The sequence below is a fragment of the Salinimonas marina genome (assembly GCF_015644725.1).
Lineage (GTDB): Bacteria > Pseudomonadota > Gammaproteobacteria > Enterobacterales > Alteromonadaceae > Alteromonas.
Genome location: NZ_CP064795.1, coordinates 1,483,840 through 1,500,580, shown reverse-complemented (window position 1 = coordinate 1,500,580; position 16,741 = coordinate 1,483,840). Strand labels below are relative to the sequence as shown.

Sequence of the window (16,741 nt, the reverse complement as noted above, 5' to 3'; positions counted from 1 at the left end):
CTCATAACACTGGCTGCTCACTATCGAATGGACGCACCTTCATATCATTTTGCAGTTCACGAATTCCTGCGGCCACAATCACCTGTCCGGCCTCCACGCCACTGATAATCTGTGCGTTTTCATCGCGAATGATACCCAACTCCACCGGCTGGTAGGTCACTGTGTCAGAGGCGGTGTTATACACCCACACGGCGAACTCATTGGAGCCCGAGGTATCGATGGCGCTCATGGGCACCCACCAGCCTGAATGGCTGGCGTTGCTTCGGTCAATTTCGATACGGGCGGTAAGCACCATGCCAGGTAGCAGCTCAACACCGTCCAGGCGCGGCAATTTAAACGTGACCTGATAGGTTTGGGTGGCGCTGTTCACCTCGGTTTTATGCTCCAGATAGCTCAGCTCAACCGGCTCACCGGCTTTATTGAGAATTTTTTCACCCTGCTTGTTTTCCAGAAACACCTGATAATGGGGTGCTTCTTCCACCGCCAGACGCATCAGCTGTTCCGGGATATTCACATGCACCCGCAGATAGTTAATATTTTGCACCCGCAGTACCGGCTGGTTCGGCTGTACATACGAGAATTTTTCTACCAGCCGGTTGGTGATCAGCGCATCGAACGGCGCATGCAGCTCGGTGTATTCCACATTCAGCTGGGCATTTTCCACCGCCAGTTCGGCATTGTCATAGCTGGTTTGCAGTGAATCAAACTCTGACTCACTGATGTAGTTATCCTGTTTTAACTGTTTGGCCCGCTCAAAATCAGATTTGGCTTTACGCATACTCGACTGAGCCTGGCGCAGCGCCAGTTCATAGTCTTTCGGATCCAACGCCGCCAGTAACTTACCTTCAGGGATGACCACCCCCTGTCGATCGGCCAGTTTATTGATACGACCGGCTACCTGAAACGACATATCCACCGTGCTCAGAGCATCCACCCGGGCCACAAAATGTCTGACTGTTGGCTGCACATCTTTGCCCACCTCGTACAGCTGCACCAATGGAGCCGGCTTTGCTGTTACTTCTTCGTTCTGCCCTGAACAACCAGTGAGAACCAGCAGACTGGTCAGCAGCAGTACAAATGTTTGTGAATAATTAATTTTCACCGGTGTTTTCTCCTAATGATTCAGCCATGCTGATCAATTTGTTGCGTATGTTTTGGCGTTGGTTTTCACTAAAAGGGCTGACCGACAATAATTCCTGAAAGCTTAGTCCATCTATGGCAAGCCAAAGCAGCAGACTATCGAAGTAACGCTCAGGATCCTGTTGCAGCTCCTGCTCAAAGTCAGCCAGATGTTGTTTAAAATTATTTAGCAGTGCAGGGTTCTCGGTGGCCGCCACCAGCAAGATGCGAGCGTAATCCAGGTTCACATGATCATGTACCTGTTCCCGGGTGCGCAGCATGCGGGTGATGGGCAACAACGCGCTATGCTCTTTGCATATTGAGTCTTCGTAGCCTTTGGCGGTCTCCATCAGATTATCCAGCAGCGCCTCCAGCAGCATTTCTTTGTTTTTGAAATGATGCATAACACCGCCTTTGCTCATCCCGCACTTTGCAGCAACTTTGTCCAGGGTGAGGGTTTTCGGGCCCTGGTTAATAGCAATAGCGATAGCAGCATCAACAATACGCTGCCGTGATGAAACCTTGTTCTGCGACATAGTCTACCCGATAACAAACCAACTGGTCGGTTTTTATATTATACAAAAAAATTCCAGTGGTGATGATAAAAATTGCCCCTTATTACCCATGCCGCCCCAAATTGGATGATTTCAGACATAAAAAAACCGGTCATAAGACCGGTTTTCTCAATATTATAGTGGAGCAGCCATTAAGCGGCTTCAACTTCTTCATCGGTTTCGTGGGTTAGCAGATATTCAAAGGCTGCCAGTGAGGCTTTTGCCCCTTCCCCCATCGACACCACGATTTGCTTATAAGGCACGGTCGTGACATCCCCTGCGGCATAAATGCCCGGTTCAGAGGTATTGCACTTCTCGTCAATGTCTACTTCACCATGTTTGGTCAGCTCGATGACCCCTTCCAGGAACTGGCTGTTAGGCACCAGGCCAATCTGCACAAAGACACCCGCTAACTCAAGCGTATGCACCTGCTCGGTGGCCCGATCCTGGTATTCGATAGCGCTGACCTTACCGTTATCAGCTACAATCTGACGGGTCGCCGCATTACGAATAATATTAATATTATCGCGCTTTTGCGCCTGATTAACCAACACCTGGTCAGCCTTCAATTCAGGCATAAACTCGAATACGGTGACCGATTTTACAATGCCGGCTAAATCCAGTGCTGCTTCAATACCTGAGTTGCCACCACCGATCACCGCCACATCTTTACCTTTAAAGAATGGCCCGTCGCAATGCGGACAATAGGCAACGCCGTTACCTACGTTTTCACGTTCACCGGGTACTCCCAGCTCTCTCCAGCGGGCACCCGTGGCCACGATGACAGAGCGGGTCGCGATTTGCTCGCCCGACGATAGGTTGATGGTTTTCACATGACCTTTATCAATGCTATCGACCCGCACGTGCTCTTTAAGGGTAATATCGTAATCTTTCATGTGTTCCATAAGATTACCCACCAGCTCAGGGCCAGTCGTTTTGGACACTGAAATAAGGTTTTCAATCCCCATGGTATCTTTAACCTGGCCACCAAAGCGGTCTGCAATCAGAGTTACATTCAGGCCTTTACGGGCACTGTAAATTGCCGCACTTACGCCAGCCGGACCACCGCCAATCACGGTCACATCCTGTAGCGGCAAAGACTGACCTTTGTTAGCTTCAGTAAGCGACGGATCGCGTTCAATCAGTTTTTCGATTAACGTACCGGCTTCAACTTTGCCGTTGGCGAACAGCTCACCGTTCAGGTATACCGACGGCACACCCTGGATATCGCGTTCGGCCACCAGATTTGGATACAAACCACCATCAATCATTTCAGTCTTGATGTGCGGGTTGATCAGCGCGAACTGGTTCAATGCCTGGACCACGTCCGGACAGTTATGACAGCTCAAGCTGATAAATACTTCAAAGTTCAGGTCTTCTTTAACCCCTTTGATAATGCTTTGCAGACTATCGTCTACTTTTAGTGCTGTGCCTGAGGCATGCAGCATGGCCAGTACCAATGAGTTAAACTCATGCCCGGCGGGAATTCCTGAAAAACGAATTCCGGTATCTTCGCCATCAGCTTCAATTAAGAAACTCAGGGCGCTGCGTAAAACACCTGCAGTGTCACGCTGTTCAAATTGAATGTTGTCACTCACCCCAGCGATATCAGACAGAAACGTCACGAGTTCGTCACGCTTGCTGTGTTCGCCAGTCTGGAGCACGAACGTTACTTCTTTTTGCATGGATTCAGCATAGCCTTTCAGGGCTTGCAAAATTTCTTTGGTCAACACGTCGAATCTGCCTCTTTCGTTGATTGGGTGAAAAAAGCGGGCCGTAGCCCGCCTTTTAATCGATAGCTAAACTACCAAGGATTTAGATTTTGCCAACCAGGTCTAATGAAGGTGCCAGTGTTTCTTCACCTTCTTTCCATTTCGCTGGGCAAACTTCACCTGGGTGAGAAGCAACATACTGTGCTGCTTTAACTTTGCGTACCAGGTCGTCGGCGTCACGGCCAATACCTTCAGAGGTAATTTCCATTGCCTGCACGATACCTTCTGGGTCAACTACAAATGTTGCACGGTCAGCCAGACCCATGTTTTCACGCATGCAATCGAAGTTGCGGGTGATTTCGCCAGTTGGGTCGCCGATCATCGCAAACTTAATTTTGTTAATGGTGTCTGACGACTGGTGCCATGCAGCGTGAGTAAAGTGAGTATCGGTAGATACAGAGAAAACCTCTACACCACGAGACTGCAGCTCTTCGTACTTATCAGCAACATCGCCAAGCTCAGTTGGGCATACAAAAGTAAAGTCTGCTGGATAGAATACAAATACAGACCACTTGCCTTTGATGTCTTCGCTGCTAACTTCTACAAATTCACCATCTTTAAACGCGTTTGCTTTAAATGGTTTAATAGCAGTATTAATCAATGCCATGTTTAATCTCCTTGAGAGTTAATTTAGTTTGTGAGCTTTTACGCAAAAGAGTAAAAAGTCACAAAGTGTACGAATTAATGAAATTGTCGGTTTGCTTTAATCCGCGCCCCGTTCGACTGGTTATAAGAATAGCGAACGACGAATCACAATGATAATTGGTAATGTTGAACAATTAAATCAGTTTTTGCGATTAAAAAAATTTTTTGCTGCGGATTTATTGAATAAGCAAGCCTGCCAAATTTTATCTCAAGTTGCAAGACTAAGGAATAAATCATCCATGAACACAACGTGTGAGAACGCCACCGCCGACCCCAGAGAAAGTTTTGTGGCCCAGCAAATTAACAGGATTGACGGCTGTCCTCCTGACCCGCTGCTGGGTAAGCACGCAAAAATGGCCGACAACCCCTTTGCCTTTTACCGCGGTACGGCGCAGCTCTTTTATGCCGATTTAAATGCTGGCTATCAGCGCCTGCCCGACTGTCTGACATCGCTACCTTTAACCTGTGTAATTGGCGATTGCCATTTATCAAACTTTGGTTTTATTACTGAAGAAGGGTCTCATGGCGATACCGTAATTTTCGCCCCCAATGATTTTGATGATGCCTGTGTAGGCTTTGCCGGCTGGGACATTATGCGGTTTTTAAGCTCCCTGGTGCTGGCCGGTCGCTACGCACAAGGCATCAAGGCAGGCCGTTTTTTGCATGATAAAACCGGTACTACCAAGCCCGTGGTCAGCGACGAAGATATTACCGAGGCTATGCAAGGCTTTGTGCAACAGTATGTGGCCTCTTGCCAGCAACTGTTCGAAGATCCCTTAAAAATTAATACCGCCATCGAAAGTATCGGCCCGGGGACCCGCCTTACCAAACATTATGACAAAGCCTGTCGACGGGCGGCGGGCGGCCGTGAATTCACCAGCAAAAGCGCGCTGGCCAAGGCGATTTATATGAGCGAAGAGGGTTTGCGCTTTCTGTGTAAAACCGAAAAATTTACGCCGCTGGCCAGCCATTATTATCAGGAACTGGAAACCGCGTTTGCCCCGTATATGGATGATGAAATTCTTGATATTGTGCAGCGCAATAACGCCGGTACCGGCTCGGTAAATATGGATCGCTATTACTTTTTGGTGGGGCCGCCCAAACCACATACCCCTTCCAGCTTTTCCCGCTGTCATATTGTTGAGGTAAAACAGCAGCGAGAAGCCGCACCGTTGGCGTATTTTGAACAGTTGTCACCGGTAAACCGCCTGAACCCGGCGCACCTGACCGCCCGCTGTCAGCGTAAAATGCAGCGTAAACCGGACTTGTTACTCGATGAGGTATACTGGCAAAAACAGCACTACCTTATTCGCTCACGTCATCATGCCCGGGTGGGCATTGATCCTGAAGATGTAACCATTGGCAATAAAAGTGTCAAAGGCGGCTTTAGCGATTATGCTCAGTGGTGTGGCCAGGCATTGGCACTGGCGCATGCCCGGGGCGACCGCCGCTCTACCAGATTCGAACAGGCGGTACTTGAACATGTTAGTGGTCAGCAGGATATCCTGGTCCCCAGCGCCTGGGAGTATGCGGCGCAGGTTACCCGTGATTATCAGGCGTTTGTCAGAGCATTAAGCGCACCCGCCGCTAAGCCTTCAGCGTCATCGAGCTGATGTTCAAGCGCCGCGGTATCCACCTGTAATAGCGCAAAGTATTCATCCCGCTTTTCTACCTGACTGGCGGGAAGATGCTCTTGCCATAGTAACCGGCTGGCCCGGTCCAGCGCTTGCGTCTGGGCGTCATTTAAAGGCTCTTTTTTTCGCAACTGTACCAACACTTTCAACAGGCTAAAGGCAATCTGTCGATTTTCAGGAGACAGGGTCAGGGCCTGTTGCAGATTGTTAAAAGCTGGCAGCATACGATTTTCTTTGTAATTCACCGCTGCCATCTCTTTAAGCTCTTTGGTGGTAAAACTGATTTCCCGGCGCTCAATTTCTTCCTGCTTAAGATATTCATCAACCACCTGACTGGAAAAAGTATCCCCTTCAATTTTTGCACGTAATTTATCGAGCAGCGCCAAACAGTGTTCTTTCATGCCCAGCTCGTGAAAGGCTTTCATTTTATCCAGGTTATCTTCCATCGACTCGCCGACCAGCTCCGGCTTTTTTTGTTTCATGATGGCTTCTGCACCCTGTTTATTTTTTTGCAGACACAACATGCGGGCGCGGATCACGGATAACGGCGCTTCCAGCTGACTTTCCAAAGTGGCATTACGGCCTAACCGTTCAAGCTCCTGGTCTACTTTTAGCAACCACTTGTCTGCTTCTGGCTGACTAAGACCACAGGCCAAATCCAGCGTCGCCCTGATGACATTTAACGTCAGCTCCGGTGAATCATGAATAGAATTACGGGCATAACGGGCCATATTCTGCACCGCGCTAAGCTGACCAGTTTTATCATGATTGAGGCGGGCCAAATCCCATAACCGTTTGTTGCGTTCGATATTACGGGGCGCCAGCAAACTGGCTTGCTTTACGTGTTCGTAAGCCTGTTCATACTGTTCTTTTTCCAGGTGATACTGCGCCAGCAGGTCCAGCGTCTGAAACTGAGTATCGCGCCGGCCAAGCAAATCTTCAATAAGTGGCTCCGCGGTCTCCAGATTGTTTTGTTTTAACAGCGCCTTAACCAGCCCGACATGCATCCAGGGGTGATCAGACTGTTTAAGCAAATTGAGATAATACGCTTCAGCTTCACTATACTCGCGCAGCTGCATCAAACACTCACCGATTATCCGCCGCAACCGCGGGTGAAATTCCAACACGTTGGGATCGTTGAGCTGTCGTTGCGCATAATAAATTGCGGTAGAGTAATCGTGATGATGCAGGCAATGCAGTAGCTTATGCAGTTTGCTACGAATGGCGATGAGGTGAATCAGACGATCTTCGATATGCTTCCGGTTTAAAGGCTTAACCCAAAAGTCGTCAGGCTGCATTTCCATTATGCAATTCACCAGCTCCGGACTGGTTTCTGCGCTTAAAAAAATCACTGTGGTTTGTTCGGATATGAACTGGTGGTGTTTCAGCTCTTCGAACAGATGAAAGCCGTCTTTATCATGACTGATATTGAATGCGATAAGCACAAAGTCGTAAACCGACTTTTCGCATAACCGTAAGGCATGGTATGCATTTAAAGCATTACTGATCCGGGTTATCCCTACTTCCTTGAAGGCTGACGATACCTGATCGTGAACCAAGCCCTGATTATCAATAATTAATACGCTAAGCTCGTTGACTGGCTTTGGCGGAGGAAATTTTTCCATTAAAAACACTTCACTGTGAGATTATATTACAGGCCAATTCAATACCGGCGGGCGTTCAGGTGCAACACAACAAGCTGAATTTTTGCTGGGCTGCAACCAATGTTGCCACGGTAAAAAGTGAAAGCCAAGCGGCAGCGCAGGCTAACCCTGGTCTTCTGGCCATATACTACATGCGTACCGGTTTCGCCCGTTGCGTTTCGCCCGATACAAGGCGGCATCCGCGCAATCCACCAGAATACGTTCATCTGGCATGTAATCGGTAATTTGACTAAATGCTGTAGTGACGATGCCGATACTGACGGTTAAATAGTTATGCTGCGACGCATAATCATGCACATAGCGTTGTTTGTTGAATATTTCCAGAATCTGGGTGGCAACGGCTTGTGCCCCGCTTTGATCGGTACCGGTTAAGATAATACCAAACTCTTCGCCTCCCAGTCGGCTTACCAAATCGGTCGCGCGGCGCACGCAAGCTTCAAGGTTGCGGGCCACATGAACCAGACAGTCATCCCCTTTGCCGTGGCCATAGCCGTCGTTATATGCTTTGAAATCATCAATATCGATAATCAGCAATGACAGGCAGGCTTGCTCACGATGACAATGATCAATTTCTGAGAGCATGGTTTCATCAAACCGCCGACGGTTCGCCAACCCCGTGAGCGGGTCGGTGGCCGCTAAGGATTCAAGCTGCAAGGTTTGTTGATACAAACGGGTATGCGTTTGGACTCTGGCCTTTAAAATTGCTTCTTCAATGGGTTTGGTTATGTAATCTACCGCCCCCAGTTCAAACCCTTCGGTTTGCTGATTGACGGTATCCTGCGCGGTGACAAATATAATGGGGATCGGCTGGGTGTGGTCATTTTGTTTTAATTGTCGACAGACATCAAAGCCGCTGAGACCCGGCATCACCACATCCAGCAATATCAGTTCAGGACTGAGTGCCTGTGCCTGTTCCAACCCTTGTTGCCCGGTGGTACTGACAAATACATCATACATGGGGATAAAGCTTCAGCGACCCGCTGAACCGACATCACATCATCATCAATAATTAATACTTTCGCTCTGGCCCGAGACGACATATAGCATCCTACTAATATTAGACTAAAGTATGCACAATCCTGATTTTCGATCTATTCTTGATACAAACAAGTTCATTGCAGATTGCCCGCTATGGCGTCATTTGCTATACCCCCACCTCGACTACAATCGATGCCTGGCCATCTGAGCAACAGGAGCACCAATGAGTGAGGCACTGGTTTCAATAGATTTTCTCGTAGTGCTGACGTACTTTAGTATTTCCTTGCTAATTAATTACTTACGCAATCAGGTTGATGCGAAGCAACACCAGTTTATCCTACTTATTGCTATTATTGTGGTAACGGCTGCAGGTCTGGAACGCCTGAATCAGGTAACCAACGAATGGCTGCTTCCCGAGTCTATTATTTTGTTGACACTGGTATCCTGTGCTATCGCAGCGGCGTATACCGTGTATACAGTTTATAGATGCAAACCGGCCATGACGCAATCTTCAACACCTATTTTTGATCCGTCAGTAGCTTACCGTGCGCCGGACCTCCCTCTTGACCGGGGCGCCATACCGCTGTCTTCTGGTTCAGCTGACAGTCTGCTTTATCAGACCTTACCGGTCTGGCTAATCGCCTATAGCGAAGAAAAGTTTACCTCCTGCTGGCAGAGCACACCCACCACCAGACTATTCGCTGATTATCCCGACTGGTACTGGATTAATCCGGCTGACCAGGCCCTGGTGTTTCAGACCACCCTGCACCACTTTTTGCAACAATGCGCACAAAGTACCAAAACTGAGCATGTTTTCACTCTGTCCGCCGCGGTAACCATCTCGGTGCGTCGGGTATCAGGCCATCACTTGTTGCTGCACTTTCATAGCGTGACACTTACGCCGCAAAGTGGGCCATGCGATATTGAATATGGTGCATTAAAACAGGCATTTAATGCTTCTATAGCCGGCGTATTTGTTTTTGACGCAGTGCACCAGCAGCCTTTTTTTATTAATGACCGGTTCGAAAAAATTACCGGTTACAGCAATCTTTCAGCGATGCAAAAGGGACCGTTGGCATTATGGCGCCTGGTGCACAAAGAAGACCGTAAAAAAGTAATGCGCCACTTCCGGCTTTTGATGCTGCACCCTGGCAGCGAGATTACTCACAGCCCGATTCAATTCAGATTTTTTCACGCAAAACAAAAATGGGTTTGGCTAATGGGGCAGTATTCGATTCTTAGCTTTACCCCGGAACAAACTATACAGCACATCATGGGAAGTCACCTGGATATTACTCATCTGCACCGCTTGCAGAATAACCTGGTACGGGCCAAAGAAGAGGCCGAACAGGCTAATCAAACCAAAACCGAATTTCTGGCCAATATGAGTCACGAGATCAGAACGCCTATGAATGCCGTTCTGGCGCTTACCGACATGGTATTGCAGATGGAGCTGGGCACCACACAACGAGAATATTTGTCAAAAGTGCAGCAGTCTTCACAATCGCTTCTGGGCATTTTGAACGATATTCTGGACTATTCAAAACTGGAGGCGGGAAAACTTAGGATCACCTTTGAAACCTTCGATCTTTATACTCTGCTGTCTGAGGTTCTGCACCTTTTTAGCGTCAGTGCCGGCGAAAAAAAACTGCAGCTACTTTGCGATCTTAAGCCAGACTGTCCACGATGGGTAGTCAGTGATGCCATGCGCATAAAGCAAATCATTTCCAACCTTGTAGGCAATGCCATCAAGTTTACCGAATCCGGAAGCGTATGCCTGCAGGTGCATTGTCAAAAAGAGCAACAAGGCCAAAGTTTGCAATTTAAGGTTATCGATACCGGCATCGGTATGGAGAAAGAGCAGCTAGCTACCTTATTTGCTGCGTTTTCCCAGGCAGATAACTCTATTTGCCGGCGCTATGGTGGCAGCGGACTAGGATTATCTATTTCCAGAAAACTTGCGGAACTGTTAAATGGACAGTTAAACAGCATCAGCACGCCGGCTTCTGGCAGCCGGTTTTGCTTTTCATTGCCATTACGCCTACCCGAGCATTCTGTGCCCCCCAGCGGAGTCAGTAAATTACAAACCGGCATTGTGACCAAGGCGTCTTCCTATGGTCGTACCTATCATTATTGCGAAATGCTGAACACAGAAATTGTGTTTCAGCAAAGCCTGAGCGATTTTTTCCACGCTAAAGCACCTGAATGTGACATATTGCTTGTCGATCTAAGTAGCTCTACGCCTGCCGAACAACGCACTATCATGCACCAGTTGCTCACCCACGGCTCGGTAATGTCCATTCGCTCGGGCCTGGTGTTAATTGGCTCGTCTGAATATGCGCATAGCACTGCCACCGACATTATTTTAAACCAGCCTTCCGTATGGGTGTTCCCTCCTTATCTGCCCAGCGACCTAGAATCTGCCATGGTGTCGCTGGTTTCAAAACTCGGTGCGCAGCGACAAATAGATCCCCCTCAGGAACAAGTCCAATTCGCCGGATGCCGGGCGTTGGTGGTGGAAGACAACCTCACCAACCAATATGTGGCACAGCAATTACTTAGCCATCTTGGCTTTACGGTAAAACTGGCGAGCAATGGTGAGCAGGCACTTAGCTGCGTGGAAGAACAGACCTTTGATGTAATTTTTATGGACTTGCAAATGCCCGGCATGGATGGCTATTCAACTACATTGGCCATGAAGCAACGTCCGGCACTGGCCAATATACCGATTATTGCGATGTCTGCAGCGGTATTGGATCAAGACAAACAACGGGTAATCAACACCGGCATGGATGCCCATATACCCAAGCCAGTGGACCGGCAGGTGCTGTTGGAAACTTTAAAGAAATATTTAAAACCCAAGGCTCAGGCTCCCACTCAATCAGCCCCAGCGGTAGCTCCATCCTTTTGCGAAACTCAGAGCAAAACTACCAGCAAACAACTTTGTTTGTTATTGCCGGGTTTTAATATCGCCGGGGTGCTTCGGCGTCTGGGTGGCGATACCGGCCACTATCGGCAATTATTGGTGAATTTCAACTATGAATTTGGCGAAAAAACCCATGTCGCCGACCTTCACTCTAAACCAGAGCATCAGCGTTACATGCATTCACTTAAAGGTCTGGCCGCGACCATCGGCGCTGAGCGTTTGTCGCAACTGGCCGCCGACGCTGAAAAACAACTGGCGGCGGGTCGGCCCGGTAACATTCATATCGTAGCCGATGAGCTCGGTGTGGTGCTTAAAACCCTTCGACATTGTCTGGCGAATTTGCCCGAAGAAACGACCGATTATGTATTGCGACCTTTGGATGACTTAGACGAATTACGGGCACGCCTGGAAAAGCGAAGTTATTTACGCCAGAGTGATATCGCGCGGTATCGAGCATGTCTGGAGCGACATTTCGGCCAGCAAAAAGCGCAGCAGATATGTCAGGCAATGGCCCGGTTGGACTACAGCAGGGCTATCCAGCTGTTATCAGCATCGCCGACTTAATCCGGCTTATTTTGGTGGGTCAATCTTATTGCCGATACTGGTGTTAACCCGATACCAGCCAGCAATAGAAAATCGGTTTTTGCACGCCGGTCGAACCTCGTGGGGAAACTCTTCACTTAAAAACAAGACTACCGTGCCCAGTGCCGGCGTCACCCGTATTCCGGTGGTATCTTCGTCATTTTGATACAGAACCAGTTCGCCGCCATGCTCCGGGTCCCAGTCCGGATTCAGATACGTCACCATCGACAACACGCGATTAGAAGCGCCTTTAAAGGCATCATAATGGCGTTTGTAAAAGTCACCTGGCCGGTAATAGGCAAAATGACTTTCAAATGAAAACAGCCCCATAAATAGCCGCCGGTTAAGATAGGTTTTTAAGTCATTACACCAGTTTAACCACTGAGAACCCGTCTCGCTGGATCCATCAATCCAGCAAACCTTGTCGGTTCGAATGCTCTCGTTTTTATGAAACTTCTGTTTGCGTCCTATCCCGGCTTCTGCAAAATAATCCTGGCCTAAGGCACATTGATACTGATAAAGCGCGTCTGCCATAACCGGCGATAAGGCATTTGGCTGTATGCTGTAACCCTGCTGTTGAAGCTGGACGGCGATGCGCTCAAACAATGCGTGATCGTTAGTGGATGCCGCGTCAGACATACTACTGTGAGGCATTTAGGGTATCCTGCAAATGAGTCAATACAAAACGCCAGTTTATACGTCATCCGTTGGTTTATGGCAATGACTTTACAGCGCTTTTTTATTCACACTGAAGACACTAAAACCTAATCCAAATACCTGCGCGCAGGGTATAAGATATCTTATGTAAGTGGTTCATTGTTACGGCATTATTAGCTGTAATTGTAGAGGCAGTATATGAGTCAGGATCAAACCTCGGTGGAAGATACCGAACATCATCTGGAGCTTAGAAATTTAAGGCTGGATGACTATAATGATGTAAGAGAGTTAATGGACAGGGTGTACGCCAAAGTGGGCGGTGCCTGGCCCTACCGTAATTTTAAAGCCCAGGTAACCACCTTTCCCGATGGCCAGATTTGTATCGAAGACAAGGGCAAAGTGGTTGCGTTTGCTATCTCTGTCATTGTCGATTATGACCAGTTTGGCGATAAGCACAGCTATGATGAAATTACCGGTGATGCCTACCTGACCACGCATGATCCAAACGGCGATGTGCTTTACGGGGTCGAAGTTATTGTATGTCCAAATTACCGGGGTCTGCGTTTAGGTCGACGGTTGTACGAGGCACGCAAAGATTTGTGTCGAAATCTCAACCTAAAGTCAATTATGGCCGGTGGGCGGATCCCCAATTACACCAATTATTCTTCGTTGATGACACCCTATGAATATATCGAGCAAGTCAAATCAAAAGATATATACGATCCTATCTTAACCTTTCAGCTCGCCAACGGCTTTGAGGTGAAGCAGGTGATGACCGCCTATTTGCCGCAGGATGAAGACTCTAAGGGTTATGCCACCCTCTTGCAGTGGCATAACATTTATTACGAGCCAAACACACCGCTGCTTATTAGCGCCAAAAAGTCGAATGCCCGTATAGGCTTAATTCAATGGCAGATGCGCTACTTCAATAATGTTGAAGAACTGCTTCAGCAAGTTGAATATTTTGTCGATGCATTGTCAGATTATGGCTGTGATGTGGCCCTGTTCCCAGAGTTTTTTAATGCACCACTGATGGGATTGAGCCCGGACCCATCGTCAATTGATGCAATTTGGCATCTAGCCACCTACACCGACGAAATTCTGACCGCGGTTTCGCACTTGGCGGTGTCGTACAACATTACTATCATCGCAGGCTCTATGCCGGTAATTGAAGAAGATGAGTTGTACAATGTCGCCTATGTGTGCAAGCGAGACGGCACCATAGAGAGCCAGTACAAATTGCACCCCACGCCGCATGAGAAAAAAGACTGGATCATGAAAGGTGGCGACAGCTTGAAAACCTTTGATACCGACTTTGGACGCATTGGGGTACTGATTTGCTACGATGTTGAATTTCCGGAACTGTCGCGTATTCTGGCCGAACAGGAAATGCAAATTTTGTTCGTGCCGTTTTGGACCGATACAAAAAATGGTTTCTTACGGGTACAACGCTGTGCACAGGCCCGCGCCATCGAAAACGAATGCTATGTCGCCATTGCCGGTAGCGTAGGTAACTTGCCTAAAGTGGACAATGTCGATATTCAGTATGGTCAGTCGGCGGTTTATTCCCCATCCGATTTTGCTTTTCCGCATGATGCAATTGTGTCGGAAACCACCCCAAATACGGAAATGACGTTGATTGTCGATTTGGATTTGGACAAACTCACCCGTTTACAAAACGAAGGGTCGGTACGAAATTATCTTGACCGCCGTCGCGACTTGTACCGGGTTGAATGGATTGGTAATCGTTCCTAATCAGGTTCGCACTCACACAAGGGGCCTTCGGCCCCTTTTTTCATGCACGAGCCGTGCATATAAAAACTCATAGCCTACTGCGCACAATTTTTGCTTATAACTTTATCCATACCCCAAAGCCGCTGTCGGTATGCCGAGCGGGAAGGACAAATGGTGGGTGCTTTATTGCGACTATCGTCTTGCGGTTAAACCTGCAGGAACACCGCTGAAACTATGGTATTAGCACAGAAATCACGCTAACATGCTTTTCTCATAGTGTTAATTTCGCCAAATATATCAGAAGTAAAGAGAGTTATGGCAAACGATTCAAGAAACGATGATTTCCCTACTATTCGACTGGATGAAGAAGATCGTCGCGATTACGAAAAAAAACGGCATACTGCTGCACATACCATAAAGCCCGATGAGCCGGCTCCGGCCTCCTCTGACCCAGGTTCTCCTGAGCCAAAGAGTAAGGGCGGTGCCAGTACTATTCTGGTAGTGCTGGTATTGTTGCTGGCACTGGCTGGTTTGGGTGGGTGTTACTATTTGTACACACTGCTGCAGCAACAGCAAGCCGTCGCCCTGCAGGCAGAAGATCGTATCGCCGAGCTGGAACGCAAGCTTTCGGCTACCGATGAAGAAATGGGCGAGTCTACTGTGGCCTTACAAGTAAAGGTTAATGAGCTGGCGGAAAAATCAAAAGAATTATGGGAGCAAATGGACAAGCTCTGGGCGTCGGCCTGGCGTCGAAACCAAAAAGAAATTACGGATTTGGGCGCAAAAGTTAATAGCATGCAAAAAGATCTTAACGGCTCCATTAGCAGCGTGGCAGATGATGTGAAGACACATCAAAGCCGGTTAACCTCGATGAAAAATCAGCAAGCGTCCCTGGCTGATGAAATCCTGGCTCTGAACGTGGCTTTAGACCAGGTAAATAATGATAAAAGTCAGACGCGGCAGAATGTTCAAAATGTGAATGACAAACTGAGCGTGTTGGAAAAACGTAACAATACCCTGGCGAATCGTATCAGCTCAATGGAAAACGAAATTCGTAGTATTGCGACCAAGGTCATCAGTTCTCCGGGTGGCCAGGCGCCATCAAATTAACAGTATAGTTCAGATGCTTTAGCATCAGCACTTTATAAAAACCGCCGGCGACCCCGGCGGTTTTTTTATAAATGCGCGGTGCTGGCACCTCAGCGGCAAGTTCCCGAACCACCTGCACGTAAGCCGTTGACGCCGGGCTTATGTATGCTTCCAAAAGCTCGTAGAACGGTAATTTAACCCACAAATTCCATCCCGCAGCCCTTCGCAAACTAAGCTACAATAAAGCCATATGGTAGGCAAGCCATGCGGAAACTTAAGTTCCGGCAGCTTTGAGGCAGTAAGGATATTTCGATGTCACACCAGCATGCACACCATCACTTTCATCACGATGATCATAGCTCAGAAAAAATTGGCTGGGCATTTTTTCTTAATTTTGGCTTTACGATTGTGGAGTTTATCGGCGGCTGGCTCACCAACAGTACGGCCATAATGGCTGATGCTGTGCATGATTTGGGCGACACCATTTCGATTGGCAGCGCCTGGGTATTGAATAAACTCGGCCATAAAAAAGCAAACCACCAATTTACCTATGGCTATAAACGTCTTAGTTTATCTGGGGCGCTGATCAACACCCTGGTGCTGACTATCGGTTCGATGTGGGTGCTCAGTGAGGCCATCCCCCGCTTACTGGCTCCCCAGATGCCCCAAACAGAAGGAATGATGGTGCTGGCAGTGTTAGGGATTGCGGTAAATGGCTTTGCCGCTTACAAACTACACGGGGGCCATACACTCAACGAAAAAGTATTGAACTGGCATCTATTGGAAGATGTGCTGGGTTGGGTGGCGGTCATGATTGTCGCTATTATTATGCAATTTGTAGCCTGGCCTATTTTAGATCCTTTGTTGTCTGTGGCATTTACGCTGTTTATCATGGTAAACGTAATCAGACACGGGGCTCAAACCCTAAAACTGTTTTTTCAAGCCTCCCCCACCTCGCCAGCGGTTGAAGAGGTAGAACAACAACTTTTGAATATCCCTCAGGTACAGGAAATTCATCAGTTGCATATCTGGTCGTTAGATGGCGAGCATCATGTGGTGAGCGCGCATGTGATAAGTCACTGTTCTTCACTGGAGGACTACAACAACCTGAAAAAACAGGTTGCAGATGCCTTACAGCCGTTCGGCTTTGCCAATACCACTATAGAGGTGGAGCTGGCCGAGGAAGAGTGTCGGGATAACGTAACCAGTCTGGTCTAGCAGGCCTCTAAAAAAGCGTTAGCAAGGCCAGTTAACGGAATCGACGCTATCGCAGCGCAACGTCAACGGCGCGCGCTTTATCGCGGTAGCGAGATAGCAGGAGGGATATAAAGCGGGTTGAGATCGAAGCCAGGTAGCGAAGCTTCGTAATACAGGCATACCACGGCTC

Annotated in this window: 12 protein-coding genes; 5 read left to right on the top strand and 7 right to left on the bottom strand. The window is 48.3% G+C overall.

The annotated features are described in order from the left end of the window. Position 1: 1 nt before the first annotated feature. The 4 genes from IT774_RS06630 to ahpC form a co-directional block, all read right to left on the bottom strand. Positions 2-1,102 (bottom strand): efflux RND transporter periplasmic adaptor subunit, encoded by a 1,101-nt coding sequence (locus IT774_RS06630; RefSeq protein ID WP_195811879.1) that lies wholly within the window; start codon positions 1,100-1,102, stop codon positions 2-4. Next, entirely contained in the window at positions 1,092-1,655 is a 564-nt protein-coding gene (locus tag IT774_RS06625) for a TetR/AcrR family transcriptional regulator (RefSeq protein WP_195811878.1), read from the bottom strand. Before IT774_RS06625 ends, IT774_RS06630 begins: the two co-directional genes overlap by 11 nt. Before the next feature lie 170 nt (positions 1,656-1,825). Continuing rightward, positions 1,826-3,406 carry an alkyl hydroperoxide reductase subunit F gene (gene ahpF, locus IT774_RS06620; RefSeq protein ID WP_195811877.1) on the bottom strand — a complete coding sequence of 527 codons (1,581 nt, stop codon included), beginning with the start codon at positions 3,404-3,406 and terminating at the stop codon, positions 1,826-1,828. 82 nt (positions 3,407-3,488) lie between these two features. Continuing rightward, positions 3,489-4,046, bottom strand: a complete 558-nt coding sequence (gene ahpC / locus IT774_RS06615) for an alkyl hydroperoxide reductase subunit C (RefSeq protein WP_456300156.1) — start codon at positions 4,044-4,046, stop codon at positions 3,489-3,491. A 283-nt stretch (positions 4,047-4,329) separates the two neighbouring features. Between ahpC and IT774_RS06610 the strand changes: the two genes are divergently transcribed. After that, complete coding sequence (locus IT774_RS06610) at positions 4,330-5,703, top strand: DUF2252 family protein (RefSeq protein ID WP_195811875.1); 1,374 nt, start codon at positions 4,330-4,332, stop codon at positions 5,701-5,703. Here the strand turns inward: IT774_RS06610 and IT774_RS06605 are convergent. After that, the gene (locus tag IT774_RS06605; protein ID WP_195811874.1) at positions 5,643-7,349 is read right to left on the bottom strand and encodes a response regulator; all 1,707 of its coding nucleotides are present in this window, start codon (positions 7,347-7,349) and stop codon (positions 5,643-5,645) included. The two genes, IT774_RS06610 and IT774_RS06605, sit on opposite strands and share 61 nt — an antisense overlap. A 141-nt stretch (positions 7,350-7,490) precedes the next feature. Continuing rightward, entirely contained in the window at positions 7,491-8,345 is an 855-nt protein-coding gene (locus IT774_RS06600) for a GGDEF domain-containing response regulator (protein WP_195811873.1), read from the bottom strand. 244 nt (positions 8,346-8,589) lie between these two features. Here IT774_RS06600 and IT774_RS06595 point away from each other — a divergent pair, with 244 nt between their 5' ends. Continuing rightward, a complete protein-coding gene (locus tag IT774_RS06595; RefSeq protein ID WP_195811872.1) occupies positions 8,590-11,856 on the top strand; it encodes an ATP-binding protein in 3,267 nt (1,088 codons plus the stop codon). 6 nt (positions 11,857-11,862) lie between these two features. On the opposite strand, the gene IT774_RS06590 is transcribed toward IT774_RS06595, so the two are convergent. Further along, on the bottom strand, positions 11,863-12,528 hold the full coding sequence (locus IT774_RS06590; RefSeq protein ID WP_195811871.1) for a 2OG-Fe(II) oxygenase: 666 nt from the start codon (positions 12,526-12,528) through the stop codon (positions 11,863-11,865). 201 nt (positions 12,529-12,729) lie between these two features. On the opposite strand from IT774_RS06590, the gene IT774_RS06585 reads away from it, so the two are divergent. The 3 genes from IT774_RS06585 (at position 12,730) to IT774_RS06575 (ending at position 16,572) form a co-directional block, all read left to right on the top strand. Further along, entirely contained in the window at positions 12,730-14,286 is a 1,557-nt protein-coding gene (locus tag IT774_RS06585; protein ID WP_195811870.1) for a bifunctional GNAT family N-acetyltransferase/carbon-nitrogen hydrolase family protein, read from the top strand. Between the two features lie 294 nt (positions 14,287-14,580). After that, on the top strand, positions 14,581-15,375 hold the full coding sequence (locus IT774_RS06580) for a coiled-coil domain-containing protein (protein WP_195811869.1): 795 nt from the start codon (positions 14,581-14,583) through the stop codon (positions 15,373-15,375). A gap of 291 nt (positions 15,376-15,666) precedes the next feature. Beyond that, positions 15,667-16,572 (top strand): cation diffusion facilitator family transporter, encoded by a 906-nt coding sequence (locus IT774_RS06575; RefSeq protein WP_195811868.1) that lies wholly within the window; start codon positions 15,667-15,669, stop codon positions 16,570-16,572. Positions 16,573-16,741: the final 169 nt, after the last annotated feature.